Raw genomic sequence first — 26,728 nt, forward strand, 5'->3', positions numbered from 1 at the left:
AGCCAAATCGAATCGCGCCAGGCTTGCCGTCAATTCTAACGACGCTAAGTCCGCCGATGTCCGCATATCGTTCCCCTTTGAACGGAATCTTGATCTTTCCATAGATCCGCATGAAGTCCGACGATGCTTTCGTGGGGCTGCCTGAGTTCAGAGGAAAGCTTAGTGTGGCGACAAGACCATCTATGGCTGTGGGCGCCTCCTCTTGAATCGCCTTAAAGAACGCAGCTCCGCTGTCCGTTTGAAGCTCGGAATTTGGCACGGTGGGTTTGAAGTGATAGAAATAGTTGATCCCACGCTCTGTCCCGTCTTGCGCATGCACGACGAGGTGGCGCGTGTGATTCCGTCCGAATCAACGCTGAGAAGTATTGCGTGTTCTTTGATGAGATTGGTTGCGGCCTTTTCCTCAACTATCTGCTCAATCGATCCGAACTCTTGCACCGTAGAGTCGCTGTTGATGCTGTTTGCAATGGACTCAGACTGCCGGGTCATTGCGCGACTATTGAGGAGCGCGCCGCCCAGCAAAAATTGCCCCAGGCTTCCGCCTTTTGTTTGATACACAAAAATATTGCTTGTGCCGACTCGGGCGGTATGGTCGCTCAAAGAATCTAAAGCATAAATTTCAGGTTTGGCAGATGTTTGTGCCTCGACCTGAAGTGACGATGACGCTAGTAGGGCAAGCACGATGATGGAACGCATTAAGTCTCCTAATTGACGCCTAACGCCTAAATTAAGCCGAGCCGCGAAGCGGCTTCGGCTTGAATGAACTGTTAGCGCCCAGCGAGCTTGAGCGCCTTGAGATGCCTGATACGGTTTGACTTGATCAGCTTGTACTCGGGTCGGAAACCCTCAGCTGACTCCCAGCGGGTGAGCATGTCATCAAAGTCATCCACGCTCTTACCACCGAGGAAATCTTTAAGGGGTTGCACCTCAAAGTCTATGCCCTCGCTGGAGCAGTCCGGGCAGAAGGGATACGCCTTTGGGACAGCGTCGGGCGGGAACAGGTCCGCGCACAACGGGCAAACCGTCTCAACGTCAAAAGGATCCTCTACGGGCTTAGGCTCGGGCGGCGCGTAAGTGCGCATGAACTCTTGGAATGAGCCCGTGGGTTGGCTTTTTTGTCTCTTCTTGAATGGCCACATGGGCGCTAACGCCTGAATTAAGCCGAGCCGCGAAGCGGCCTCGGCTTGAATAAATTGTTAGGCCGCAAGCAAGCGGAAGGCAAAAAACAAAAATGCGGCCGCCCAAACGAACCACAACGTGACACAGACCCAGAAATCCGTCGGCAAAGTAACTCGGGCAATGGATTTGCGGCTATGCGGCGATGGGAATGTTGTCGTCCCATTGCGAATATCCCTTACCCCGATTGCAACAAAGGCGATTGCAAGCCCGAAGAAGACGATCGCAGCAACTAATGTGTCTTTTGGCATGGACTGGTCTGCGAACCAACCTAAATTAAGCCGAGCCGCGGAGCGGCTTCGGCCTGAATGAATTGTTGGGCAACAGCCCGATTAGTAGATCCTGATGCCAGATGCTCTCAGTCTTTCCATGATGTCATTCTTTGAGGCTTTCATTAGGTCGCCAGATTCAATTTCCGCTTTGGTTCCGTTTGTGTAGGTGGCAATCCAGATTTCTCTGTGCCGTGTCCTGCCGCGGAAATCGTGGCTGACGCTGTCCGTTATCTCAATAGAAGAGACGTTCTTAAGCGCCAGGGTCTCAGTCTCGGGCCAAAACCAAAATCCCTTCATCCGACGTAGTTCGGTGTCTGTGAGAACGACCCGATCATGTGCCATTGTCGGGACAAGTAGGACAAGGAAAATTGCCGATATGCCAATGCCAATGTGGGGGCGATAATCGACAATGCCGCGGCGATCATTTCTGCGTTTGAACCAATAGGCTACTGCGCCAATCAGAAGTGATCCGATGGTCACCAGTACAAGCGTGGATATAGATATTGAGTAGGTCATGTACTTTCTCTGTTGCCTAACGCCTGAATTAAGCCGAGCCGCGAAGCGGCTTCGGCTCGAATGAATTGTTAGATTGCATTTAGCCGAAGCCCCCATAGCATTTTGTACGCGGTCTCTGGATCTACTTGGGCGTGATAATTGAAGTAGAGGCGAAGTACGCCATCTCTACTGTCCAAATCATTGATGCCATGCAACAAGAAAAACATGCGCGGTTCAGCCCATTGTTGAGCAACTATCGCCACTGGTATGTTGGAAGTTACCGACCAACTCGCTTGACCGCTTGTGATAGTTGGCAAGTATCCAGATTTGGCGATGCCCCCAATTATTTGCTCCAACGGCGTGCCGTCAGGAACGGAAATCAAGTCTGAATTCGGCGCGCTGATGTCGTCGCCTGCTGCCACGCTTCCACGAGAGACGTAAACTTTCATATGCAATCCAACTACCGATTAGACGGACCGCGAGGTCCGGTTATACATCTGTGGCAGCGCGATGACCGACCCCGCGCAACCCTTGATCAGGCGGCAGATTAGCGACGCGACATCCGGCTAACAAGCTGGCGTATAGCCGGCAAGCGGGGATGTGCCAGGCGTCCGCTTTTGGGTCGAAAGCGGTCACTCGCGCGGTAGGGGGGGGGGGAGTAAAAGTGCCCGATGTTTCGACGGCGACCGCGCGTCCCCGTGAATTTTGCGGGGCCGCGAATTGAACACCGGTGGGTCAAAACAAACACGACGCCGATTCATTCGCCCTTGATCTTCAAGCCGCACGCAGTAGCCTGGCAGTGCCCAAGACGCGTGCTCCACGAGCAACGGCGAAACCGCAGCGGCCCTCCTTTCGGTGTTGATCGAACAATGGACGCTTCGCCTTTGGCGAGCGTTCACTTTGCTTCCGTTTTGCTTTCATGCCGCTCGAATAGCAGCCTCTGATCGATCAACTCCCCAAAGCGGCCCTTTTCATCCGGCGAAAAGCCATTCCTCACCGCGAAGTCTCCGATCTGGTTGCCGGAAATTGCGCCGCGCATTTCGGGGTGTCTTGTAGTGAACCACCCCATGAAGACATTGGCGGACGACAGATACTCCTTTGCAACAGTTCCGTAGAGGAGCACCGCGTCAAGGAGCACCAGTACGTTATCTTCTTCATCAAACTCAAGTGTTCCGTCAGGGTCATTGTCGGCGTGCTTAAAAAAATTACGAGGAGCGTTCAGCGCGGTGATCCAATCCTTCCTGCGCTCTGGCCGAATGTCAGGATGATCATGAAGGATGCTCAGGCGATCCGCGCCCTCCACCCTGGCGATATCCCTGAGGATCCCTTGCGCAGCTGCAGCCACGGTATGAACGCCCAAGGCATCTCGCTCCTCGAAAAAGAGTCTGATAGCCAGATCGAGATGACGCTTAGCTGCGTCAAGCTTGGTGACAATTTCCATGTGCTAGCTTTTGCCAGTGAGCCGAACTAGGTGCTTCATAAATGACGACGTTATCTCAAGGACAAACTCGATCTCCTCCTCAATAACTGCGTCGTCATGCTTGACATAGCTGTTGTTGTACTTGGTGTAGTAGTCCAGAAGCTTCACGAACATATTGGCAAGCTCAGGCGAACCACCTTTGCTCTTAATGTGCTGCCCCACGTGAGGAACTTGGTTTTCCAGCGACTTGAAATTGCTGAAAATGTCGCGCAGCAGCTTCTCTAGTGAAAGACGCAGGTCATCGAGAAGATTTCTATGAAAGGCGCCATGATCATATTTTTCCAAAGCCTGCGAATAGAGTGACAATGAATCCGGATGCCCAGCTAGCCAATGCTTTGTTTCCTCGACCAGGGTTTCATTCACCTCGGACGGTGTGTCTTTCGGGTCGAGATGGCTGTACTTCGTAATTAGCTTGACCTTTAGCGCGACCCTCTCCGATGAAGGAGTGAGCGAGAACGAAGAATGGTCACAAAGCTCCTTGATGATTCGATACTGCTGAGATGGCGAGAAGGCCATCAGGTTCTCGTAGAGAGCCGTCCGCTTGTTCGACGCATCATATGGATAGGTCGGATGCGGCAAGTCAACGTCGTACTCCACCGCATAGGCGGCAGTGGCCTGAACAATAGTGGAGCCGCTAATTCCCCTATTTGTATCCGCGAGGATGCCGCACGCATACTGGATGAATGACGCAGGTATTCCTTCGCGAATCGCTTGCATAAGTAAATTGGCGCCTGAGTTAAGTCGAGCCGCGGACTTGAGTGAGTTCTTAGAGGACAGGTGCTGACACCGGGAAATCAAAGTCCACGAACTTCGCGCTCGGATAGCGCGCTTTTGCCAGAGACCGGAACTTGCCTTTCAACCCGATGATGGATTCATTTGTTTTATCAACATGAAAGACCACATCGTCAGTCAAGCGTTTGAGCTTGCTGCACAATGGCTGCCCGAGCGCCCCCATTAGTTCATCGCCGCTGTAAGAACCACCATCCAGAAATCCAGCAGCATTTAGCTTTGGATCTACCTCAGTAAGAAGAAGCTCAGAGCGTGCATTAATGGCGCGAAGAGTTTCGATGAAACGCCGCTCTTCTACCGATAGTTCGAATAACAGCTGTTGTTCGTGCGGACCATCCAAAAAATCTAGCGACTTGAAATCGAAACGAAACGTGTCGAGCTCATGGGGAAGAGTTGCACGAATGGAAAAATGACGCCCGCGAGACTCGCGATGCGGATCAATCTGCTCTATCTGAATCAGCTTCAGTGTGTTCGCCTGCTGCATCATCGTCAGTAGTGCGCGGTTCGCTGCCACAATGTTTGTGCGACGAACATCCCGGGCTTTATCTACAGACTGCAACTTGAAGGCAGCCCACGCACCGCCAAAGGACGCAATTAAAGTGGCTATGGGGTTAATCAAATCAATCACGAGGCACACTCCATTCCCACACATCTGAAGAGGCTGGCTAGACTCGAAAGTCCGGCAGAACAAACTTGGCCGCGATATCACCGTAGCCCCAAATAAGCGTGCCAACGACGAACAAAGTGACTTCAACTAACAAGATGCGCTTGCTCGCCTTGCTTGCGGCATCACGAACTTCTTCACGCATTTCGGATTCAAATCGCTTGACTGCCAAATCGACATCGATTTGATCCAACCCCTGGTGCCGCCCCTTTTTAATGAGGCCGCCCCGGGCGATCTGGAGTTGCTCATCAACGAAGGAGTTAGCCTTTCTAATCCGCTCTCTCAGATCAAGCGAGGCAAATGCGATGGCGACGACAGTAACGAGGGAGCCAGATCGCGCGAAGTGTTCCCAGTTCCTAAACCAGATCGAGCACGCAATGCCGAAGCAGGCGGCAAAGAGGCTCAATGAAATGGCTCGCTTTTCGAGTTTCCCCATGTGACAGACGCCCTAGATAGACGAGCCGCAAAGCGGCTCCGGTTTCGATGATTTGCTAGGGCGCAACGGGATGCGGTCGCACTCTGAAACGGAGGCTTGCAGCTTAGAAAGTGCGCTGACGGATATGCCGTGCAAGTTATTCTTGACTGGCCCACGGTTTTTGACCCCTTGCCAGGCAATTGCGCCGGGGCCATTGAAAACCTCAGTGAACGTGCCGTCAGAGCAGACTTTTATGCCCAAGTAGTAGTTAGGAATATGGTCAGCTGGGAAAGTGAGTTGATCTTTCATGGTCGCTTTAATCTGGACAAGGCGACCATCAGGACACTCAGCATCATGATGCTTCCGGAGATCCTCGAAGAGTTTGAGGTCATATGCCTCTTCGACGAGGATCTCGCCGATGTCTCCAACTAAGCGACCATCAAGCGTGAACCTCTTGTGCGGATAGGCATTGCATAGCCGCTCAATGATCTGAAGCATTTGCTGCACTGCGTCTGGAATACTGATCGCTGTCATTGCGCCCTAGCGCCTGAATTAAGCCAAGCCGCAAAGCGGCTTCGTCTTGATCGAAGTATTAGCAGCCACCAGCGCCTTGAGCTTGGTGACGGCAATCATGTGCTTGTTATCTCGCCCAGAGAATCGCGACAATTCTTTAATCGGCGCATACGGGCCGTAATAGATTTCTTCCCACGATCCGTCATGACGGATACCAAGGACAAGTAACAAGTCAGCCTGCCCTCGAAACCCGATTTGACTTGATGCAAAGTTTGTCTTGATTTGCACGGATTGCCCGTCAACGGTTCGTGCATCGAAATCTCCAGAGCCGGGCGGTGCCTTTTGGAGGTTGTAGTGATCCGTGGCAAGAAGCTCGCCGAAGTCTCCAAGAAGGTTGCCCAAACCCGCCCATGAATACTCTGGGGCGAGAGCACGCAACGCCTTTTGCGACGCAAATATGCTCGCCAGAATCGCCTGCGCCGCAAGAATTCGGTCGCGTGTGAATTTGTCAGATGCGTCAGACATCGGCTAATTCCAAAGCCAATCCAAAAAGCGGCGCGTGATCATTACCAGCGGTGTGGTCACGCCAGGCCGCTTAGCATGATTGTTAGAAGCCAAAAGGCCGCTCCGGCTGCGGTGAGGAGCTTTGCCGCAAAGCAGGCGGTCGCTAGTTTCCTGAGAATATGCCCCTCTTCCCAACCTGCCTCGTCGACGTCGTCCGAATCCAACGTATGTTTCAACGCAAAATGGGATTCGATAAGACTGAAAAGGTATTGCAAGAAATCCAAGACAAGGCTGACGACGCAGATGATCGCGACCCACAGCAAAGGCTTCTCATAGCAGGCGAATTTCGCAGTTAACGTTGCTTGCGTACCGCCGAGCAGGAGCCAAACTATGGCGAGCACGCCTAGCGCGATGGTCTTGCTTTGGGTTGAAAGAGCCGCACTCGCCGCCGACCGTTCGGCGCTGATCTCTTTGATAATTTCTGAGCGTTCGTCGGTCATGGTTAGCGACGAAGCGGAGGAATACGCGTGCGCTTCTTGGCGGCAGCCTTCCGCACCACCTTCTTGACGGCAACCTTCGGAACAGCCTTCCGCACGGCCTTCTTGACGGCGACCTTCCGCACGGCCTTCTTGGCGGCGACCTTCCGCACGGCCTTCTTGGCGGCGACCTTCCGCACGGCCTTCTTGGCGGCGACCTTCCGCACGGCCTTCTTGGCGCCGGCCTTCCGCACAGCATTCTTTGTGGCGCGCTTCATTGCCATACGTTCCCCTCGTAGCGGCGGAAGCGGCTAGCCGCTTCGTCGTTGGCCTGCGAATCCCCTGGACGCCCACATTGCGCAAGCGCCGGTGCTCAGCCTAACGCGGTCTCGTTTGCGGGACAAATTTGGGACAACGCGCCCAATAATTGACTACCGCTGCCAACCCAAAGCAACTCGCAAGTCATTGATGTCAATAGGGGTCAGCAACTATCGGTAACTATGTGACCCGACTCAAAATCCGCCGCCCTTAAAAGCGTGTGGGTTCGAGTCCCACTTCCGGCACCACAGTACGGTTTCAAGGGGTACCACGAACCCCGGACGATCGAAAAAACCCCACGCTTAGTGGGGTTTTTTGTACCTTGTGAGTCCGCGCGCGCCGTTCGGGCGCACCTCCAGGCGGTACCCACTTCCACTTCCTTGTAAGCGGCGGTTCACTTAGACAGTGACGTTAACGTCTACGTCGATGTTGCCTTTAGTGCCCTTCGAATAGGGGCAGATCTCGTGGGCCCTGTGCGCGAGCGCCTCTGCCACTTCGCGGGCCTCCCCCGGCACGATGACGTTGAATCGTGCCCGGAGGAAGTAGTCGCTACCCGTCTGGACCATATCCACCTCGATCTCAATGGCCAGATCGGACGGGAGCTTCAACTTCATTTCCTGGGCAGCCACTCCGATCGCGCCGTAGTAGCACGCCGACCATGCGCCTGCGAACAACTGCTCCGCTGTCGGATGCGGCAGGGCGGCCGCGAATACCTGCTCCTGGTTCGTGCCGGAGCCGGACGCCGATGTCTTGATGTCCAAACGGCCATGGGCGGCGCGCGCCTCGCCTGTGCGAGGGCTGGCAGCAGTATGGGTCTTGCCGGTAAACAAGATGGTTTCAGTCTTGGACATGGGGGAGTCCCTCCTTCGCTTTGGATTGGATGATCGAACCGGCTGATGATTTCTTTCGGCCCAGAATCTGCATTGGTTCAGATGGCATCCGACTCTCGGAGTACTTGCACCTGCCGCGATACGTGATGTGTGCGCCAAGTGCCTTGCTCGGATCCGGCTCCGCTTCGATCTTGTCGTATAGCCACTGCCACCATTCACCAATATTGGGATTGCGGTTGGCGAGACGCTCCGCCTCAACCCATCCGCCGAGCTTGCGCCATGAGCCCCTGACCCAACCGCCCACCATCCGATCCAGCATGTGAAGGTCGACAACATTCTCGTAGACCAGACAGCCCCACATTTCGCAAGCGCTGTCCACCGCGAGAGCCGCCGCGAGCAATTTCGGATCGTTGCGAATCATTTCGGGAGAAACGTTGTCCGGCAGCATCAGGATAGTCGCCATGGCTTGACGCACTTCTTGCGTCTGGACCGTCCGAACGACGTCGACGGCGGCATGGTCACGGCGTGTGCGCGCGCCGTGCTGAAGCTGCACCATGGCAAAGACAACTCCGACCACCACAGCGACGGTGGTCACTATGTTCAAAGCGGAGCCCAGATCGAATCCGTTGACAGTCATGTGCCGAGACCTACAGGGTTTTGACCCAGCCAATACCGGGGCGAGGGCCGCTCGCGCCTCCATGCGTTGGAGCAATCCTGGTTCACTGCATCCGCAACGTCCTGAACCCCGCGCGGACTTCCTGTGAGTACAGCTCAGGCTGCTCCCAAGCCGGAAAGTGGCCGCCCTTCGGGAGCCTGTTGTAATGCACGAGCCTGGGATAGGCCTTCTCGGACCAACTCTTCGGCGCTTCATAAAGCTCATCGGGAAACACGCTGACGGCCACGGGGATGGTGACCCCCTTGACGGAAAAGTACGGGGTCTTGTTTTCCCAATAGAGGCGGGCGCTGGAAATGGCCGTGTTGGTCAACCAGGACAGCGTGATGTTGTCGAGGAAGTCATCGGGCGTCTCCCCTTCCGGTTGTCCGTCGATCGAGCGCGCGAGCATCTCGTAACGCTTGGGGTAAAGGTCGAGCATGAAGGCCGCCAGGCCCACGGGGGAATCTGCAAAGCCGGTAAGCGTCTGTGGCCGGTCGCCCATCAACAGCGCATATCCAATGTGCTTGTAGGCGAAGGCAATCTGGTCGCACGCGCGCTGCTCCTCATCGGTCAGGCCAGCAGGGAGCGGGTCGCCACGCGATAGCGCCTTGTCGATCTCTGGCGGAACCACGCCGGCCATGTTGGTGTGGACGCCTACCAGGCCCGGCGGAGTCTTCAACGCCATCTGTTCGACGATGATCGCCCCCCAGTCGCCGCCAGATGCGCCGTACCTCGTGTACCCGAGGCGCTGCATCAGTTCTATGTATGCGGCGGCGATGCGGACAGGGTTCCAGCCGGTCGTAGTCGGCTTCCCGGAAAAGGCATAGCCAGGCATCGACGGAATCACCAGATGAAACGCGTCGGAGGCCGCACCGCCGTGCGCGGTAGGATCAGTGAGTGGTCCGATGATCTTCATTCGTTCGATGATCGATCCGGGCCAACCATGCGCCACGAGGAGCGGCAAGGCATTTTCATGTTTTGAGTGAACATGCAGAAAATGAAAGTCCAGGCCATCGATGCTGGTCATGAAGTTTGGAACTGCGTTCAACCTGGCCTCGGTCTTCCGCCAGTCGTACTGCGTCACCCAATGGCGTGCGAGCTTCTGGATCGTCGCCAGTTGCACCCCTTGCGTGGAATCGTTGACGGTCTCCCGATCTGGCCAGCGCGTAGCTTCAATGCGCCTGCGCAGATCTGCCAGATCGGCATCAGACGCCTTGAACTGAAATGGGTGGATCGCGGTGGCACCAGCAGCGCTCGCTTTTTCGATGACTTTATTCACGAGATCTGTACTCCCTGGAGAGGGCCGTCCTTGGAGCTCGCCGGATAGGCGGATCAGTGCGTAAGCGACGACGCCAGGCCCAGCGCCCCGGCAAGGTTTACCAGCTCCGCTAGCGAATGCGCCTGCATCTTGCGCATGGCCCGTCCGCGGTGGGCCTTCACAGTGATCTCGCTGATGCCGAGATCGGCAGCCACTTGCTTATTTAATAGGCCCGATATTACGCCGCGCATCACGTCGCGCTCCCTCGGCGTCAACGACATATATCTGGCCTCGAGCGCGAGGCGCTGTCGCGCACGCTCGAGCGTCGACTCACTAAAGGCAATCGCATCGCGAATCGCAGCCAGCACGGCGTGCTCGGACAACGGTTTCACGAAGAACTCAAAGGCTCCCGCTTTCATGGCGCGCACGCTCGTTGGCACGTCGCCGTGGCTGGCGATAAGAATGACAGGAAGCGATGCGCAGTCTGTCGCTAAACGTGCCTGCAGGGCCATTCCATCCAGATCGGGAACTTCTACGTCGAGAATCGCACAACCCGGAACGCAAGGGTGCGTGTGCGCAAGAAATGCATGCGTAGCGGCGAATGCTTCCACTTTGCACTGGAAGCGCCGCAGCATCCTCGAAAGCGAAGCGCGTATCGACGCATCGCCGTCGATAACATACACGATCGGTTCGACAGCAGCATGCATTATCACGTCTGGTTCGTCCGGCGAACCGATGCGCTGCTCGCGCCTGATCGCAATCGTCGTATCGGGATCGTCACGCCTTCGGCGACGGGTTTCGCGCAAATAGCATGCGAGCATTAGGCGACCATCGGTTCGGATAGCGCGGACCGCGAGCTGAAGCGAAGCCAGTGCACCATCGGCACGAAGGGCACAAACGTCGGCGTAGCCACCCTGCCTCACGACGTCGCGCAACCACGCCATGCCATCACCGCGCACCGAAGGACGCAGTAGCTCGATGAAGTTCTGGCCTTCGACATCCGCGCAGGCATGACCGAGCAATCTCGCGGCCACTACGTTCACTGTCGCGACGCGGCCTGACTCGTCTATCGCAAGAATACCATCTGGCGCAACGTCCACTAAGGCAGCCGAAATACCGCCCTGCGCGAGCATATGCATATCTCGCGTGAGATGAGCGGAATCCACCTGCATGTCGAATCTCGAGATCTAAACCGCGTCGAGAGAGTGCGCCACATCCACAGCGATTGCACGTGATTTTTTCATGCCAAATGGCACCAGGTGCACAGTAAATACCTTCGTCCAATAGACATCCCGGGCGCACTGTAGTTTGTTGCGAAAGATCATGAACACGGCCGCCTCGCTAATATCTATCGTGCTCGGTCTCGCGATTGCGTGTTTCGGCACGTCGTGCGAAGGCAGCGGCCAACGGCCGTTTGCATCGCCGCCAAAGGAGCTCCCTCTCGTGGAAAGCACCATGCCATCGCTGGACGGCGCCACCGGCTGGATCAACTCCGAACCGCTCGATGCGAACACGTTGCGCGGCAAGGTCGTAGTTGTCGATTTCTGGACATATACATGCATAAACTGGATGCGAACCGCACCCTATCTGCGTAGTTGGTCAGAGAAGTACAAGGACGCTGGTCTCGTCGTGATCGGCGTACATTCGCCGGAATTTGCGTTCGAACAGGACCCCGAGCGTGTGCGGCGGTTCACGGTCGCGATGGACCTGGGCTTCCCGGTCGCTATCGACAGCCAGCATGCGATCTGGCGCGCGTTCCACAACCAGTATTGGCCAGCGCTCTATCTTGTGGATGAACAGGGACGAATCCGCCACCAGCAGTTTGGCGAGGGGGATTACGACAAGGCAGAGGCCGCGATCCAGGCGCTGCTGAAGGAAGCAGGTGCACGCAATGTAGACGCAGCCATCGCGCCGATAATCGGGGAAGGGCCCGAAGCGGCCGCAGACTGGCCGAACCTCAAGTCGCCAGAGACCTATACCGGCTATACGCGCACTGAGCGGTTCGCCTCGCCAGGGGGCATCGTGCAGTCGGAGCGGCACGTCTATAGCGTGCCGTCGCGACTATTCGACAACCAATGGGCGCTCGATGGCGACTGGACGATCAAGGAGGAGAAGGCGCGCTCAAACGCGGGCAGGACGCGCGTGCTCTATCGCTTCCATGCGCGCGATCTGCACCTGGTGATGGGGTCGTCGATGGACGCCCCCGTGCGCATCCGCGTGCACATCGACGGCAAGCCGCCGGGTTCGTCACACGGCTCGGACATCGATGCCGACGGTGCCGGCATCGTGTCCGAGTACAGGATGTATCAACTAATTCGCCAACAAGTACCAGTCAAAGACCGCGAGATGGAAATACTGTTCCTTGACCGTGGCGTCGAGCTCTTCGCGTTCACCTTCGGCTGAGCCTCATGCGCGCAGCGATTGGAATGCCTTACGCAATTCTTCTGTGAGTATCTGCGGCTGCTCCCAAGCGGCAAAATGTCCGCCCTTTGCGACATGATTGTAATAGAGCAGCTTCGGATAGGCTTTCTCACTCCAGCTTCGTGGCGCCGGATACAACTCGTCTGGAAACACACTCACGGCGGTCGGCACCTTGGAACCCTTGATATCAAAGAATGGCTCCTTGAATTCCCAGTACAAGCGACCACCGGAGACGAATGTGTTTGTCAACCACGCAATCGTGACGTTGTCGAGCACATCGTCCTTCGTCAGACCCTCGCTCTTGCCTGCAAAAACGCGCGAAATCAGTCGATAGCTGCGCTGGTCGTGATCGAGGAAGTACGCCGCAAGACCGATGGGCGAATCCGCCTGTCCGTACAGCGTCTGCGGCCGCAGACCCATCTGGTAGCCGTAAGCAACGCCCTTTGAATAGACGAAACGCAGCCGGTCAAACGCCTCCTGCTCATCCGGCGACAAACCGGCGGGCGGCGGTGCGCCGGTCGCAAGCGCCTTCGAGATATCTGGTGGCACTACGCTGGGCAGATTGACGTGGATGCCGAGCAATCCCGGCGGTTCCTCCGCGCCCATGTACTCGGTGACAAACGAGCCCCAGTCGCCGCCTTGTGCGACGTATTTGTCGTAGCCCAACCGCTGCATCAGCGTAATCCAGGCTTTCGCCATATGCTTTGGTCCCCAACCGGTTGTGCTCGGCCGCTCCGAGAACCCGTAGCCGGGCATCGATGGAATCACAACATGGAAGGCGTCGGCGGCCGTTCCGCCATGCGCCGTTGGATCTGTCAGCGGCCCGATGAGCTTCAGTTGCTCGATGATTGAACCAGGCCAGCCATGCGTGATGATGATCGGCAGTGCGTTCTCGTGCTTGGAACGCACGTGGATGAAGTGGATGTCGAGCCCGTCGATGTTAGTGATGAATTGCGGCAGGGCCTCAAGGCGTGCTTCGACCTTGCGCCAGTCATAGGTGTCGCCCCAGTACTTTGCAAGCGCCTGCATTGTTGCCAGTTGCACGCCCTGCGAGTCGTCGTCGACCGTTTCCTTCTCTGGCCAACGCGTCGCCTTGATCCGCCGCTTCATGTCGGCGAGGTCGGTATCCGACGCCTTGTAATGGAATGGGCGAATGCCGGTGGGGGCACCGGCACTAGTAGTTTCTGCATGTTGAGCCATGGCTGCTGTCCTTTCCGGGAAGAAGAGCGCGCCGAACGGCGCGGCGGCGAGCGACGCCGCCGCCGTGCCGCACAGCCTGCGCCGGACCGGTGATACGGGAGGGATGTCCTTCGACATACAGGCTCCTTTGGCGGATGCCGAGTCTTAGGTGGATCCCATCGCTCTATCACGCTGCGGCGATTGGACCCAGCTCCTTGGCGTAGTTGCCAAGTCACCGGCAGATCACACCAAAGCGGCCGCGCAGCGGCTATTGCACGTTGGTATCGATACCAAGGTATTGGGTGCCCCCGGCTATTCGCTGCAGGTGGCAGGCAGGTGATCGCTACCGGCTAGGGCCGTGGCCGGGAAAGCTCGGAACAACCTGCGATCAGGCGGCAAAGAACGGCGAGTCCGCCAGCTTGGCGTCGCGTGCTCGTTCGCTCGTTTTCATGGTTGCATTCAACCTGATCTGATCGAGCTATTATGACGCGCATGCGATTAGGTCGCAAGCGTTCTTATACCTGATTGCTGAATGGTTAATAGGATGAACGCCATCTCAACTTGTTCAGACGAACAAGGCTTGACGCGCCCTGCTCGCTGCGTAATATGCGCGCCTCGCATGCGATGTGAGCGCGTGCGATAAGCGATTCAATCGCCGTCGGCAATCTGCCGCCCCCCCTGCAACAAAGGTCCGCCTCGACTGGACCATGCCACCGTCACCGGAACGGCAGCGCCTGACCCAGAGGCCCCCATGACGTCCACGTGTCTGGCCCGGCCAGGACGTCAGCGAGCAGACCGCTCATCGCACGAGCTCTGCCCAACTCCACGGCCGCGCACGGAAGCATCGACGTCGCCGAACGTCGCCACTGACTGAGTTGCTAGCACCGGTCGGTCGAAGAATCCCTTCGACCGACCGCCGGTAGCGATTCCGTCGCTGCTGTCTTTCAATCAACAAGAGCTTCAACTATGACGAAACGTACTCCCAGCCAAGCCATCCGACCGTTCCATGTCAGCATTCCCGAAGCGGATCTGATCGAACTACGCGACCGCATCAACGCCGCAAAGTGGCCGGAACGCGAAACCGTTCCCGATGCATCGCAGGGTGTGCAACTGGCCACCATGCAGAAGCTCGCCGATTACTGGGCGAACGACTACGACTGGCGCAAGATCGAAGCACGGTTGAACCAGTACCCGCACTTCATCACCGAAATCGATGGGCTGGACATCCACTTCATCCATGTGCGCTCAAAGCACGCGAACGCAATGCCGGTGATCATCACCCACGGCTGGCCGGGCTCGGTCGTCGAGCAGATCAAGATCATCGACCCGCTGGTTGATCCCACTTCACATGGTGGCAGCGCTTCCGACGCGTTCGACGTCGTCATTCCGTCGATCCCGGGCTTCGGCTTTTCTGGCAAGCCGACGAAGACAGGCTGGGATCCCGTGCGCATCGGCCACGCTTGGGCCGAGCTGATGAACCGACTGGGCTATGACAAGTACGTCGCGCAGGGCGGCGACTGGGGCGCGATCATCACCGAGATGCTGGCCGGCGGTCGCGACGGCACCCCCGAGGCGCCGCCGCCGGGGCTGCTTGGCATCCACACCAGTATGCCCGGCGTGGTCCCGGCCGATATCGCCAGCGCGCTTCAGACCGGCGCCCCGGCTCCGGAGCACTTGGCGGCTGATGAAAAGCTCGCCTATGAGCGTCTGGACTTCGTCTACAAGAAGGGCATCGGCTATGCCTACCAGATGGGCCTGCGTCCGCAGACGCTCTATGCGTTGGCAGACTCCCCAGTCGGATTGGCGGCCTATCTGCTCGACCACGATGCACGCAGCTATGAGTTGATCGCGCGCGTGTTCGACGGTCGGACTGAGGGCCTTTCGCGCGACGACGTTCTAGACAACATCACGCTGTTCTGGCTGACCAACACGGCGATTTCGGCGGCACGCCTCTACTGGGAAAACAAGGGCACTTTCTTCAACGTGAAGAACGTCTCGGTCCCGACCGCAGTCAGCGTGTTCCCGGACGAGCTGTATCCGACCCCGCGGAGCTGGGCGGAGCGCGCCTTCCCGAACCTGATCCACTTCAACCAGGTGGACAAGGGTGGCCACTTTGCGGCGTGGGAGCAGCCGAAGCTGCTCACCGATGAAGTCCGCGCGGCCTTCAAGTCCCTGCGCTAAGTAGTTGGCAAAACGGAGTGGCCGGCTCATTGGGCCGGCCACCTCCCCCGCACCAAACAGATACTCAGGAGAATGATCATGACGACACAAACCCAAACCGCTGTTCTGGCCGGCGGCTGCTTCTTGGGTATGCAAGACCTCCTGCGGCGCATTCCGGGCGTTGTATCCACGCGCGTGGGCTACACGGGCGGCGACGTTCCCAACGCGACCTACTGGAACCATGGCTCTCACGCCGAAGCAATCGAAATAGTGTTCGACCCGGATCAGATCAGCTATCGGCGAGTCCTGGAGTGCTTCTTCCAGATCCACGACCCAACCAAGCGGAATCGTCAGGGTAACGACGTGGGTTCCAGTTATAGATCGGCCATTTTCTATCTGGGCGACGCCCAGAAGGGCATCGCGGAAGACACCGTCGCGGACGTCGATGCGTCCGGCCTGTGGCCCGGCAAGGTCGTCACCGAGATTGCTGCCGCGGGCCCATTCTGGGAGGCCGAGCCGCAGCATCAGAACTATCTGGAACGCTATCCAGGCGGATACACATGCCACTTCATTCGGCCGGACTGGACGTTGCCACGACGCAAGTGACAGGGCTTCAGACAGCCCGGCGCTGACACGCCCTGGCAGCCGCCTGGCGCATCCCTTTATGTCCCCTGACGACATCGCTTGACCCACGCCATAGATGGGCTCGGGTCAACACTCATTGGCTCCCCGACCAAACATCTTCGGCCCGCCCCTGCCCGCTCTTGACGCTGTCGCTCCCCTCGGCCGCGCTTGGGCAGGGGTGGGCCACCTCGGGCACAGGCCCAAACAAACCCATCCCAACGCGCCCCCGAATCGCAGTGCTTCAACTATTCCACTACGACGTCGCCTTCATTGCCTGGGCAACGCAGTGGCTCCCTTCCGTTTCTACAGGACCATGAAATGATCAAGCCCACCATCAGTGTTCTTGCCGCATGTCTGCTCGCAGCCGCGTGCACCAGTGGCGCCCAGGACGACCCCTTGGAGCCGACCCAGGGCATCGCGCTCGAATCCGACACGGCCCCGGAGTTCACGGGGATCAACCACTGGATCAACAGCAGCCCCCTCACAATGGCGAAGCTGCGCGGCAAAGTCGTGCTGGTCGAGTTTTGGACCTATGACTGCATCAACTGCATCCATGTGCTTCCGCATGTGAAGCAATTGCACGAACGCTATAAGGACAAGGGCCTGGTCGTAGTCGGGGTGCACACGCCCGAGTATGGGCACGAGCGCATTCTGGGCAACCTTGAAAATGCAGTGAAGCGCTTCGACATCACTTACCCAGTGGCGCAGGACAACGAGTACGGGACCTGGAATGCGTTCGCAAATCGCTACTGGCCGGCGCTGTACCTGATCGACGGCAACGGCCGAATCGTTTATCGCCACTACGGCGAGGGCGCCTATGACGCTACCGAAGCGCGCATTAAGCATTTGCTGGCCGCGCTATGATCACGCCGCCCATTCGAAACTAGGTAGCCACCCGTTAGGCGTGCGAGGCGACAGGCGTGGGTGGGAACTGGTCCCGCGTAAGCAAGTGCCTAGGCATGCGCAGAATGCAACCTCAAGATCCGCTATCGGCCAGAAGCGGACGTTCGCCTAGGCAGCCGATAAAACTCAGGTCAACGCCTTCTTCCAGACCGAAAGCTTGACCAGTCTGCCCAGCAATCTCCGTTCGAACTGGCGAGGATGAGCGCCGACCTTTGCCGGCCAGCCTTCACTCGCCACTTATGGAGCTGCCTGTCATGCCTATGATCGACATCTACGCTTCGCCCGGCATCTTTGCCGATCCCGCGCGCCTGGCTCGCGAAGCCGCCAGTGAACTCATGGCGGCGGAGCGGTTGCCCGACCTCCCGATATTTCGGGCGAACACCGCCGCCTTTGTGCACGAGGTGCTTTTCGTCGCAGACGTCAACGGAGATGGCGCCTGCGTCCGCGTGCAAGTTCTGACGCCCCACGGCGCGCTTGATCGCGACAAGCAGAGGGATGCGGTCGCTCGCCTGACGACACTTGTAGCTGCTTCCAGCGCTGTTCCTCAAGACCGCGTGTGGGTGCTGCTGACAGAAGCGGCAGAGGGCGGCTGGGGCATCGCGGGCCGCGCCCTGGGTGCGGAAGACATAGCTGCAGTTTCGCAGCAGACATAGACACTGGCGTGTGTCGATTCAGACCGCATACGCACTTCGCGCTCGCAGGTTATCTCGTCCATCAGTGCGGCTCCGTCGAGGGAGAAGGATATCCCCAAGGTGACGCGAAAGCGGCACCGTATGCCTTTAGCCCAGCTTTACAGCCAGCCATTTCGGCGTCCCCGGGTCACTGAGGGCCACCCAGCCATTGTCATGGAGCCGTAGATGGTGCCGCTGCTGTGTTGGCGAAAACGCGCGCAGTCGGCGAGGTCCGCCACCGGCTGGGCGCGCAGCCGCCGGGGGCCGCCAGCGGGCCGCGCGTGTGGGGGGCAACAAGCGGGCTTTGGCGCGTTGTTCGATCCCCGACCGGTTGAGGATACCTGTGGGGGTATAAAAATTAGCTCCTCGCCGAAATTGCTTTATTTCAAGGTAGATTGACCTTTTTTGATGCCCACTTCCGGCACCAAAAAAAGCCCGCGAGCGATCGCGGGCTTTTTTGTGCATGCGCTACCGCACTGTATTCGCATCGGATGCACCCATACCGGAGCCGCCCTGAGTCGCTGAACGGGGTGCGATGTCTCCCTTCCAACCTAAGCGGACATCGCGTGCGCTAGACACAAGTTCGCTAATCGACCTTCGAGTCGTTGGCAGACCATTGAGAGAATGAGCGATGAATGTGGCTATAGGCTTGGTAAATCCGTTGCCTAGCTGGAAGACGAATCACATCATGGCCTTCCATCTTCTTCAGCCAGTTCCGTTCGCCCCAGTTGCACCAGACAAGGACTTGACGCGTTTCTCTCAGGTAACGCCGCAGCAGATCGGCACGGACATAAAAGAGGCTATGCCGATCTCCCTTCCATGCGTTCCCTGACTCTCGATAGAGGGTCCCGGGCTTACCCATCGAATCATAGAAATCAATCTCACGGTTCTTGCTGGCAAGGCCAAGGCGCTGAATCAAACTGGGCGATGGAAAATCAAACCCCGAGAAATCATTCTGGGACGAATGATACGACTCCCAACCAAACTGAATGGTCGGGAGTTCTATGCGGACACCTGGAATGTGCCGCATCTTGGGGATCGGGCCGAGCAGCTCGACCAATAAACTAGCTGTCGCCCTTCCTTCGCTCGAAATAAACTCAGCGTGGGCCGTAGTGGTCGACGTTGTCTCGGGGCGCACACGCACGTACTTATCGAAAGTCTCCCTGACTTGACGACGGTATCGGCCATTTCGTTGATACAAATGCCGAGCAAAGTTCCGCCTGCGCCCGGCTTCTCCTGCGTAGAGATAGTATTCAGTGGCGGCTTCCGGGATGGTGCTGTTCCCGGGGTACTCTATGGCAAGGAACTTCTTTCTGAACTTCTGTACATCCTTGCGCGAGATAAAAATCCCGCGCAAGAAGGCAAAAAGTTCTCGATCATGACTCTCGTCGACGCCGTTGACATACCCCTCGACAAGCACCCACTCACCCGAATGTCCGTTGATCTCAGGCACCACTAGCAATTGGCTCCATTTCGGAGTGAAACCACCCTCAACCCAAGCTTCGGTAGTAGCACTTGGATCGCCAAACAAATCCGGGAGAGGTGGCGCCCAGCTGGGCGGGCGCTTCGGAAAACTTGGGTCAACTCCGCAATCTGATGTCCGCTCTCCAAGGCGCCAATCCGGCAGCTTCTTCACAGCCTCGCGCTCGCCCCACATTTCGAAATAGGCAATCCACGAATATTTTTTTCCATACCGATCCACTTTCTTATCGTCGCGTGCATTCCAGGATGCATTGCCGATTTCGCTGTCGATATTTTTGAACCGTCCCTCTCGATAACCAAGATCGAACATACGTCGTTCGATCTTGGCTCTAGTCCGGATATAGTCTGGATTCTTGTCGTCGTAATTTGCCCTATTCGGAATCAGTCGTCCGATTGTGTAGTTTCCGAAATCCATATGGATAGCATGGCCAATGGCCTGTTTCACAGCAGAATCAGGTGTGCCATTACTCAAAAATATCAAAGGCGCATTCGGAAATGGGGGCGAAAGATTTAGGCTGGCGGATTTTGGTAGCGTGACGCAATTCGCACGTTGGGCCATGTGGATGATGCCAAGCGCATAGTCTCGTGTCAGGGCGTGGCAGGTCGCGTAGCGGGCATTTGGTCCGAACATCTTTCGGTAAATAGTTTTTGCGAAAACTCCAAGCAGAGGTCTAAAAGTCGCTGCCGCATGCGAGTCAACCAAGGAAAGAGTTACCCCGTACGCCGCTGCCAACATGCGTTCTGGAACATATGGATCGTTGAATCCAAGGCTCGTCACAACGTGCGTGAAAAGCGCCTCAGGAAATGTCTCTCCGATCAGAACAAGCGCCTTTGTCGCTAGATCGCGGTCGCTCCGATTGACAGTTGTCAGAACCAACGAGAGCAGCACGACGAGCTCCGTCGCAGAGCGACGTGTCATATTCGCGGCATTGAGGTTCCCCGCCCAAGTCAGTAGCCGATGAATAGTGGGGGACGCGTGCCTCCGTCGAAGGAACTCGGACCATTGAAGGTCACGGTCCGGCATTGATTGACGTGCCAGGTAGTCGTATAGACGCTTGGCGTGGTACGGGTGCATTGGCTTGGTCGAGACGGCAGCCAGTGCGTCGACCATCCGCTCCCACGCCCTTGAACTGGCGTTCAAATACTGATTTACGATGGCCCGAGTCCCTTCGGTAAACGCTGCAGGGTCGCGCCAGAACATCCCTTCGATGAAGGGATCGAAGTAGGCATTCAGGTCCTGAGCCTGCTTTGGCAGCACAAAATAGAGTTCGCGCTGCTTGCGCGGAAGTCGCTTTCCAACCCGCTCCGGAAATTCGGTTATCAACGCCTGCGCCCAACCAGGCTCAGCATACGCCCGCTGGTAGCGACTGGAGATTCGGAATATCCGTGCAAGTGGCGACATCGCCGTGAAACTGCGCTTGATTGCAGCCACCGAAGAGACATCGAGATGCGCTTTCAGCAAATGACGTGCAACTAGGTGATCGCTGAATCGTTGGTAGGGAAGCCGATAGACAACCCGGGACCTGAATCCTGAGCTCGATGAGTACCAAACAACATCCTCGTCGATGAGACCATTTGTTCGCAGAGACTCAAGGAGCTGTTTTCGTTGTGAAGGCCTCAATGCCGGGTAGTTGGCAGCGATGATGCGATCGGCCTCCGATGGACGCACATAGCCGCGCAGGCTTGCGGCCATGCACGGCGCAAAGCCAGCGAGCCTCCTGTCAGAAATTTGATCGTTCCCCTTGAGCAGTCGCCAGCACCCCATGGCCTTTAGACCGAATTCGAGCTCAATTGGCTTGCCAATGCCATTTACGAATGACTCGAGGATATAGGTCATTCCCTTTTGCCCCGAGGCGACACCGGCAAATCCCTGCGCCAGCTTTTTACCTGTAAGGTTTTGGAGCGATTGGCAAATCAGCTTCAGCGTGAGTGGTCGAGAGAACTCCCTGTCCAACAGCGGCACTTCGGGCAGCGGCAGGCTGTAGTACTGGAAGAAAGCTGCCTGCGCGTCGAATTCCTGATCATCGAATCCGAGGTGCCTGACCTTGTGAAATTTCTCAAGGTCACTCTGAGCTATGGCAATAGACTCAAATGGCGTTCGGCAGGTGACGATTAGGCCAATGTTCGGACGCTCAGTGATCAGCGCTTGAAGACTGGTAAGCGCCTCTCGCCATTCACGACGGCGACCTTCGTTTACGCCGTCCAGAATGACGACCGCTCGTTCTTCGGTTTCCCTCGCGAGCGCCTCAATACGATTGAATAATTCAGCTGCTGTGTGCCCTGGCTCAATGCGGGCGCAGATTTCTGCAGCAACCCTCCCTTGGAAGTTTTTCGCCAGAACAAGAATTGTTGGCTGGCCACGACTGATTCGGTCTTGCGCAACATCGCACATTAGATGTGTCTTACCCGTCCCCCACTCACCGTTTACTAGGAGCAGCGGGTCGGAAAGGACTTTGAATGCTGAGCTCTGGATGTACTCCTTCTCATCACGCAGAACTGCCAGGCATCGACCGATGGCCTGCATGTTGCCGCGGACAGTGTTATGTGCAGAGGAGTAGCCACTTTCTCCGTCGGGTGGCAGCTTGGCTTCCTCAGTACGCCAATGGTCCAAATCAGCCAATAGTTCAGATTCAATGCTAGAGATCCGGCTGAACCATTCTTCTCCTGCCGCTGCGTCGCGTGCACGGAGGCGGCTCATCATCGGCGACAGGAATGCGCCGGCATCGTCCGTCAGTGCCTGAATTGCGTCGACGTGCTGGCTGCAATGCTTGGCGCGGCCCCAACCCTCGGAGAAAGCATCCAATACCGACTTGAATCTGGACCGAGCGCTCGTGCCGCAGGCGACATTTTCGATCGCGGTGAAAAGAGATTCGATACGGAGATTGGGTGCTTGAGGATCGATCCCAGGCGTGTATCTCTGTCCGGCCTGCCGGATCTGGTCATTGCTAAGGCGGTTCAGTGCTGAAGAGAGCGATTCATGAGCTGGCGGCATAACCAAACTATAGGGCATGACGGCGTCGTGCGAGCCACTAAGGGTCGGGCGGACGGGGACAATTGGTACGCAATTGGCTCGGCCACCAAACTCCGCGAACAATATCGTCCAGCTCGCCAGCCAGACGCTGAAAACAATCAGCCAACGCAGGCCGTGACAGCAGCACCTCCTCGCCGCCGGCGGTAGTGCTCAGCTCAGTCAACCGTGCGAGCAGCAGCAAGTGATCGCGGGCTTGTTGCAACGCCCAGTATTTCTCTTCGGGCAACTGATATGCCATGCACGCGGTGGCATTGGTGCGCGGTGCCTTTCCCATCGGAGTTACTCCGGGCAACCCTAAGAGCTTGCGCCACGAGTGTGGCGCAAGGGTGTCGGGAGGGTAAGAAACCGTGCATAGCCGGCGGGCAGTTTTCCCCTTGCGGGTGTTGTATGGCTGCCGCCCTCCCGACGCAGAGGCACTGCGTTGGGTTGCGCCCCAAGGATACCTTGGGGCACAAAAAACCCACCGATTTGTCGGAGGTGGGTACCGCTATGCTTGGAGTTCTTACGCTCCGGGGCCGAGTCTGCTGACGGGGATATAGCGCGTCAATAGGAAAAGTCTGATTTTTCTGACTTACAGCGCAGCCAGCCCACCTGTTCGAAATCCAACAACGTCAGGTCGACATTCAATGCTCGATATCAGGGTCATCGGGATGCGCTGGACCACTGTCGTAGCAAGCGCGGCGGGTAACTAGGCGAGCAGCAACTGCCAATACCCCACGTCGATCCAGCGGTCCTGCTTGAAGCCGACCTGCTTGAAGTGCGCGACCTTTTCGAACCCTAGCCGCTCATGCAGCGCGATGCTGGCTTCGTTCGGCAGCGCGATGCCGCCCCTGCCGCCTTTGCGAGGCGGCGGCAGGGCTGCCGACCTGTGCCGGCTTCAGGCAACCGCCAGTTCCACTTCCACGTGGCCTCGCGTCATGCGCGAGTACGGGCAGGTCTGGTGCGCGGCTTCCACGAGCTCGCGCTTCAGCGCCTCGTCCAGGCCCGGCAGGTTGACGTTCAACTTCACGGCCAGTTGGTATTCGCCGGCCGCGGTCTTGCCCAGGGTCACTTCCGTATCGATGGATGCGTCCTTGGGCATCGCGACATTGCGCGCGGTGGCGGCGAGCTGAATGGCACCGATGAAGCAGGCTGAATAGCCGATGCCGAACAATTGCTCAGGGTTGGTACCAGGCTGGCCAGAGCCGGGCCTGCTGAGCGTGACGTCGAGCTCGCCATCGCTGGATCGGCCAAGGCCGTTGCGGCCCCCAGTGACGTGGGTGTGTGCGGTGTAGATGAAGGTTTCGAGTGAAGTTTTCATGATCGTGACTCCGATGCGGGATCGAGTGGGTTGGTGGGCAAACCCACCGCGCCATCCATCAAGGTCAGCGATCGCGACTGTAGCGCGCATCGACTGTCCTCGTAAAAAGGGGGGCGCGCCCCGTGAAATACCGGGGCGCGGATGACCACAGACAGTGGCTTATTTCGGGATCGCAGCGAACAGGCCGGTCGGCATCTTCTTGCCGTTGGCGGCGTAGGTACGCTTCAGGTAGTCGTAGGCTTCCTTCTCCGAGATCTTGCGATCGCCATTGGCGTCGAACTGCGTGAACAGGGTTTCATGGTTCGGCGCAGCGACTTCGAACTCGGCGCGATCGATGAAGTTGTCGCGGTTCTTGTCGTTCTTGGCGAACGAGGCGTCGCCACACTTGCCTTCACCACACTTGCCTTCGGCAGTCTTCTTCGTGGCGGCCGGCTTGGCGGCATTCTTGGCGACGGTGGTGCCCTTGCCTGCGGTGTCGCTGGCGGACAGCATGTAACCCTGCGACAGCGGCTGCATGGCGAACGCGGAACTGCTGAGAACCAGGCCGGCGAGAGCGACGCCAAGGGCGCCAATGGTGGTGTTACGGGTGTTGGTACGGGACATTGCTTTTACTCCAGTGGGGGGGATTGCAGTGCACGGCGCCGCCGTGCGGGGTTCACGCCGCGGATGCGGCGCAAATTCGGGGTGGAAAGTAGGGGCGCGGGATGGTCAGGCCGACGCGAGCAGACCAGCGACACGGGTACGGCGCCGCGACCAGGCCATCAGGACGATGCCTACGACGGCCAGCACGCCACCTGCCCACGGCAACAACGGCGAGATGGTCAGGCCAATGGCGAACAGCACCAGGCCCCAGGCCGTGTTGTCAGCGGTGGCGGAAGCGACCTGCGTACGGCGTGCGCCGATCAGTTGGTCGAGGCTGAAACGGCCGCCGCCATTGAGCATCAGCGGCAGCAGCATCACGAGGTAGATCAGTGGCAGCTTGTAGTTGCCGTAGCCTTCGTTGCTGATGGCGTAGCCCTGCCACAGCTCGGACAGGCTCGACCAGTCGGACGGCCAGTGCACCGCATAGATCGCCACAACGGTCACCACCCACAGAGCAGCGGCGGCGTAGCGCGTGCCCAGGCCCACCAGCAGCGCGATGCTGCCGACGAGCTCCATCCAGGTGGCCAGCGTCCAGTTGATGTTGGGCCCAAGCAGCGAGAACGGCAGCGGAAACTTGTCGCCCAAGTCGGCGAACCAGTTCTCACCGTGCAGCTTTTCGCGGCCGGCTTCGAAGAACTCCCAGGCCAACAGGAGACGCAGCCCGAGCGGGGCCAACCAGTGACCCACGCCATCGACGCGGGACATCAGACGTGGAGTCGGTTTATTGATGGTGGTGGACATTTCGTTGCCTTGGTGGATCGTGTGTGATGTGGTTTGCGTATCGCTGGCATGTCGCGCAACGCGGGTCCTGTCTGGAAACGTGGTCGCCGACGGAAGCGCTTCATCGCCTTCGACAAGGCGTCAGCTTGCGAGGCCCGCTGCACGCGAGAGGAGGTTCACGTAGCCCTGGATGTCCTGCGAACCGCTGAACAACAGCTGCCCGTCCATCAGGTAACTGGGCACACTATTCACGCCGAGTGACTTGATTTGCGCGTCGAACGTGCGGATCTCGTCCTGTGCCGACAGCGACCGGCGCAGGGCACCCGGCTGCATCCCCGCCTCTTCGGCGATGCGCTCAAGTACTGCGTTCTCGCCGATGTCCTTGCCCTGGGTGAAGTAGGCAGTGAACAGCGCATCGATAACCTCATCCTGCAGGACCGCACCGCCTTCGGCATAGGCCAGCCGTGCGAGGGCGTGAGCCGCCACCGTGTTGGGCGTGCGCGTCTGGATCTGGTAATTGAACTCCGCGCCAAAACGACGGCCCGCCTCGATGGCGCGTGCATCCATGGCCAGCGAGTTCTCCCAGCCGAAGCGCATCGTGCGGAACTGCTTGCGGTCCATGCCTTCCGCCGGGATGGTCGGATTGAGCTGGTACGGGAGCCATTCGATCTCGACGTCCACGCCCTGCGCGGCGAGTTGATCCAGCGCCAGATCAAGGCTGCGCTTTCCGATGTAGCACCACGGGCAGATCACATCGGCGACCACTTGCAGGCGCAGCGAGGTACGGTTGGATGACTTGGTGTCGTTCATGATGTTCAAAGTGTTGTCCTTCATTGGTTGCAGATGATGGGTTGCGGATGCCATGCGAGCTCTGGTGCGTCGCGATGGAACCCAGGTGATTCGTTGAGAACATTGTGTGTGCCCGCGTGCTGGCACTGAATCCCCGTCGTTCGGCAGCTACTCTTCCGCGGAATGCAATGAAAGTTCTGTCCAGTTCATTGCATTGCATCGCGACGCGGCGTCGTGCCGACGCTCATCGGCCGCGACCTTCCGGGCGGGCTGCTTGCTCGTGATTCGTGTTGTTCGCATATGCCAGACGTCGCGTGGCTGCGCGGCGTCGCCGGCGATGCCGGCGATGCCTGGCGTTCTGAGACGGTGAACGAATCGATGACGAGCCGATCAAGGCAGTGGACCCGGGGCGGGGTACGCCCCGGGAACACACCTGACCAGCGCTTAGTGACCGGCGCTCTGGCCGCCGTCGACGTGCAGGATCTCGCCGGTGACGAAGCCAGCGGAGTCGAGATAGAGCACGGCATTGACGATGTCACTGATCTCCCCCATGCGGGCCACCGGGTGCAGTGCGGCCAGGAAACCGTGGGTCTCCGGCGGGTGCATCGGCGTCTTGATGACGCCCGGCGACACCGCGTTCGCGCGGATGCCGCGCTTGGCGTACTCGATGGCCAGCGACTTCGTCGCGGCGTTGAGGCCACCCTTGGTCAGCGAAGCCAGCACCGACGGCACGCCGTCGACGGGATGGTCGACCAGGCTGGTGGTGATGCTGACGACGTGGCCGCTGCCCTGCTTTTCCATCTCCGCCACGGCGGCCTGGGTGATGTTGAAGAAGCCGGTGAGGTTGACGCCGATGTTGGCCGCGTAGTCTTCGGCGGTGAAAGCGGTGAAAGGCTTGGCAGTGAAGACGCCGGCGTTGTTCACCAGGGTGTCGATGCGGCCGAACTTGGCCACGCCTTCG

At 58.1% G+C, this 26,728-nt stretch carries 31 protein-coding genes; 5 read left to right on the forward strand and 26 right to left on the reverse strand.

Annotated features, from left to right (window positions below; translation table 11 throughout):
* Nucleotides 1-180: 180 nt before the first annotated feature.
* From ACYVGE_RS04905 to ACYVGE_RS04985, 17 genes are all read right to left on the reverse strand, one after another.
* Nucleotides 181-696, reverse strand: coding sequence for a hypothetical protein (locus ACYVGE_RS04905; RefSeq protein WP_460727619.1), 516 nt, complete (start codon nt 694-696; stop codon nt 181-183).
* A gap of 71 nt (nt 697-767) precedes the next feature.
* Nucleotides 768-1,139: a hypothetical protein gene (locus ACYVGE_RS04910; protein WP_460727620.1), complete on the reverse strand. Its 372-nt coding sequence runs from the start codon at nt 1,137-1,139 to the stop codon at nt 768-770.
* Between the two features lie 57 nt (nt 1,140-1,196).
* Nucleotides 1,197-1,427, reverse strand: a complete 231-nt coding sequence (locus ACYVGE_RS04915; RefSeq protein ID WP_460727622.1) for a hypothetical protein — start codon at nt 1,425-1,427, stop codon at nt 1,197-1,199.
* An 81-nt stretch (nt 1,428-1,508) separates the two neighbouring features.
* Nucleotides 1,509-1,964: a hypothetical protein gene (locus ACYVGE_RS04920; protein ID WP_460727624.1), complete on the reverse strand. Its 456-nt coding sequence runs from the start codon at nt 1,962-1,964 to the stop codon at nt 1,509-1,511.
* Nucleotides 1,965-2,032: 68 nt separating this feature from the next.
* A complete protein-coding gene (locus ACYVGE_RS04925) occupies nt 2,033-2,392 on the reverse strand; it encodes a hypothetical protein (protein ID WP_460727626.1) in 360 nt (119 codons plus the stop codon).
* A gap of 446 nt (nt 2,393-2,838) precedes the next feature.
* Entirely contained in the window at nt 2,839-3,384 is a 546-nt protein-coding gene (locus ACYVGE_RS04930) for a hypothetical protein (RefSeq protein WP_460727628.1), read from the reverse strand.
* A gap of 3 nt (nt 3,385-3,387) precedes the next feature.
* Nucleotides 3,388-4,140, reverse strand: coding sequence for a hypothetical protein (locus tag ACYVGE_RS04935; protein ID WP_460727630.1), 753 nt, complete (start codon nt 4,138-4,140; stop codon nt 3,388-3,390).
* Nucleotides 4,141-4,189: 49 nt separating this feature from the next.
* Nucleotides 4,190-4,840 (reverse strand): hypothetical protein, encoded by a 651-nt coding sequence (locus tag ACYVGE_RS04940; RefSeq protein ID WP_460727632.1) that lies wholly within the window; start codon nt 4,838-4,840, stop codon nt 4,190-4,192.
* Between the two features lie 37 nt (nt 4,841-4,877).
* Nucleotides 4,878-5,312, reverse strand: a complete 435-nt coding sequence (locus ACYVGE_RS04945) for a hypothetical protein (RefSeq protein WP_460727634.1) — start codon at nt 5,310-5,312, stop codon at nt 4,878-4,880.
* A gap of 12 nt (nt 5,313-5,324) precedes the next feature.
* A complete protein-coding gene (locus tag ACYVGE_RS04950; protein ID WP_460727636.1) occupies nt 5,325-5,825 on the reverse strand; it encodes a DUF6998 domain-containing protein in 501 nt (166 codons plus the stop codon).
* Nucleotides 5,826-5,843: 18 nt separating this feature from the next.
* Nucleotides 5,844-6,329: a DUF6998 domain-containing protein gene (locus tag ACYVGE_RS04955; RefSeq protein WP_460727638.1), complete on the reverse strand. Its 486-nt coding sequence runs from the start codon at nt 6,327-6,329 to the stop codon at nt 5,844-5,846.
* A gap of 56 nt (nt 6,330-6,385) precedes the next feature.
* Entirely contained in the window at nt 6,386-6,808 is a 423-nt protein-coding gene (locus ACYVGE_RS04960) for a hypothetical protein (protein WP_460727640.1), read from the reverse strand.
* Between the two features lie 2 nt (nt 6,809-6,810).
* The gene (locus ACYVGE_RS04965) at nt 6,811-7,068 is read right to left on the reverse strand and encodes a hypothetical protein (RefSeq protein WP_460727642.1); all 258 of its coding nucleotides are present in this window, start codon (nt 7,066-7,068) and stop codon (nt 6,811-6,813) included.
* 432 nt (nt 7,069-7,500) lie between these two features.
* A complete protein-coding gene (locus tag ACYVGE_RS04970; protein ID WP_460727644.1) occupies nt 7,501-7,953 on the reverse strand; it encodes an Ohr family peroxiredoxin in 453 nt (150 codons plus the stop codon).
* On the reverse strand, nt 7,940-8,569 hold the full coding sequence (locus ACYVGE_RS04975; RefSeq protein WP_460727646.1) for a DUF4760 domain-containing protein: 630 nt from the start codon (nt 8,567-8,569) through the stop codon (nt 7,940-7,942). The genes ACYVGE_RS04970 and ACYVGE_RS04975 overlap by 14 nt, the downstream gene beginning before the upstream one ends.
* Before the next feature lie 82 nt (nt 8,570-8,651).
* Complete coding sequence (locus ACYVGE_RS04980) at nt 8,652-9,866, reverse strand: epoxide hydrolase family protein (RefSeq protein WP_460727648.1); 1,215 nt, start codon at nt 9,864-9,866, stop codon at nt 8,652-8,654.
* 53 nt (nt 9,867-9,919) lie between these two features.
* Complete coding sequence (locus ACYVGE_RS04985) at nt 9,920-11,017, reverse strand: LuxR C-terminal-related transcriptional regulator (protein WP_460727650.1); 1,098 nt, start codon at nt 11,015-11,017, stop codon at nt 9,920-9,922.
* 151 nt (nt 11,018-11,168) lie between these two features.
* On the opposite strand from ACYVGE_RS04985, the gene ACYVGE_RS04990 reads away from it, so the two are divergent.
* Nucleotides 11,169-12,248 carry a redoxin domain-containing protein gene (locus tag ACYVGE_RS04990; RefSeq protein WP_460727652.1) on the forward strand — a complete coding sequence of 360 codons (1,080 nt, stop codon included), beginning with the start codon at nt 11,169-11,171 and terminating at the stop codon, nt 12,246-12,248.
* 3 nt (nt 12,249-12,251) lie between these two features.
* Here the strand turns inward: ACYVGE_RS04990 and ACYVGE_RS04995 are convergent, their stop codons facing one another.
* Nucleotides 12,252-13,583, reverse strand: a complete 1,332-nt coding sequence (locus ACYVGE_RS04995) for an epoxide hydrolase family protein (protein ID WP_460727654.1) — start codon at nt 13,581-13,583, stop codon at nt 12,252-12,254.
* Nucleotides 13,584-14,411: 828 nt separating this feature from the next.
* On the opposite strand from ACYVGE_RS04995, the gene ACYVGE_RS05000 reads away from it, so the two are divergent.
* The 4 genes from ACYVGE_RS05000 (at nt 14,412) to ACYVGE_RS05015 (ending at nt 17,785) form a co-directional block, all read left to right on the forward strand.
* Nucleotides 14,412-15,626 (forward strand): epoxide hydrolase family protein, encoded by a 1,215-nt coding sequence (locus ACYVGE_RS05000; protein WP_460727656.1) that lies wholly within the window; start codon nt 14,412-14,414, stop codon nt 15,624-15,626.
* Between the two features lie 78 nt (nt 15,627-15,704).
* The gene (gene msrA / locus ACYVGE_RS05005; RefSeq protein ID WP_460727658.1) at nt 15,705-16,211 is read left to right on the forward strand and encodes a peptide-methionine (S)-S-oxide reductase MsrA; all 507 of its coding nucleotides are present in this window, start codon (nt 15,705-15,707) and stop codon (nt 16,209-16,211) included.
* A 336-nt stretch (nt 16,212-16,547) separates the two neighbouring features.
* Complete coding sequence (locus ACYVGE_RS05010; RefSeq protein ID WP_460727660.1) at nt 16,548-17,093, forward strand: thioredoxin family protein; 546 nt, start codon at nt 16,548-16,550, stop codon at nt 17,091-17,093.
* A 293-nt stretch (nt 17,094-17,386) separates the two neighbouring features.
* The gene (locus ACYVGE_RS05015; RefSeq protein WP_460727662.1) at nt 17,387-17,785 is read left to right on the forward strand and encodes a tautomerase family protein; all 399 of its coding nucleotides are present in this window, start codon (nt 17,387-17,389) and stop codon (nt 17,783-17,785) included.
* Nucleotides 17,786-18,389: 604 nt separating this feature from the next.
* On the opposite strand, the gene ACYVGE_RS05020 is transcribed toward ACYVGE_RS05015, so the two are convergent.
* The 8 genes from ACYVGE_RS05020 to ACYVGE_RS05055 form a co-directional block, all read right to left on the reverse strand.
* Entirely contained in the window at nt 18,390-22,295 is a 3,906-nt protein-coding gene (locus tag ACYVGE_RS05020) for an NACHT domain-containing protein (RefSeq protein ID WP_460727664.1), read from the reverse strand.
* A 19-nt stretch (nt 22,296-22,314) separates the two neighbouring features.
* Complete coding sequence (locus tag ACYVGE_RS05025; RefSeq protein ID WP_460727666.1) at nt 22,315-22,590, reverse strand: XAC0095 family protein; 276 nt, start codon at nt 22,588-22,590, stop codon at nt 22,315-22,317.
* 414 nt (nt 22,591-23,004) lie between these two features.
* Nucleotides 23,005-23,172 carry a GNAT family N-acetyltransferase gene (locus ACYVGE_RS05030; protein WP_460727686.1) on the reverse strand — a complete coding sequence of 56 codons (168 nt, stop codon included), beginning with the start codon at nt 23,170-23,172 and terminating at the stop codon, nt 23,005-23,007.
* Between the two features lie 21 nt (nt 23,173-23,193).
* The gene (locus ACYVGE_RS05035; RefSeq protein ID WP_460727668.1) at nt 23,194-23,616 is read right to left on the reverse strand and encodes an organic hydroperoxide resistance protein; all 423 of its coding nucleotides are present in this window, start codon (nt 23,614-23,616) and stop codon (nt 23,194-23,196) included.
* A 159-nt stretch (nt 23,617-23,775) separates the two neighbouring features.
* Nucleotides 23,776-24,219, reverse strand: coding sequence for an HvfA family oxazolone/thioamide-modified RiPP metallophore (locus ACYVGE_RS05040; protein ID WP_460727670.1), 444 nt, complete (start codon nt 24,217-24,219; stop codon nt 23,776-23,778).
* Nucleotides 24,220-24,324: 105 nt separating this feature from the next.
* Nucleotides 24,325-24,999: an HvfX family Cu-binding RiPP maturation protein gene (locus tag ACYVGE_RS05045; RefSeq protein WP_460727672.1), complete on the reverse strand. Its 675-nt coding sequence runs from the start codon at nt 24,997-24,999 to the stop codon at nt 24,325-24,327.
* Nucleotides 25,000-25,119: 120 nt separating this feature from the next.
* The gene (locus ACYVGE_RS05050; RefSeq protein WP_460727674.1) at nt 25,120-25,842 is read right to left on the reverse strand and encodes a DsbA family oxidoreductase; all 723 of its coding nucleotides are present in this window, start codon (nt 25,840-25,842) and stop codon (nt 25,120-25,122) included.
* Between the two features lie 369 nt (nt 25,843-26,211).
* Nucleotides 26,212-26,728: SDR family NAD(P)-dependent oxidoreductase (locus tag ACYVGE_RS05055; protein ID WP_460727676.1), on the reverse strand; the 517-nt coding region annotated here is incomplete at its 5' end.

Source organism: Lysobacter rhizosphaerae (assembly GCF_054779795.1).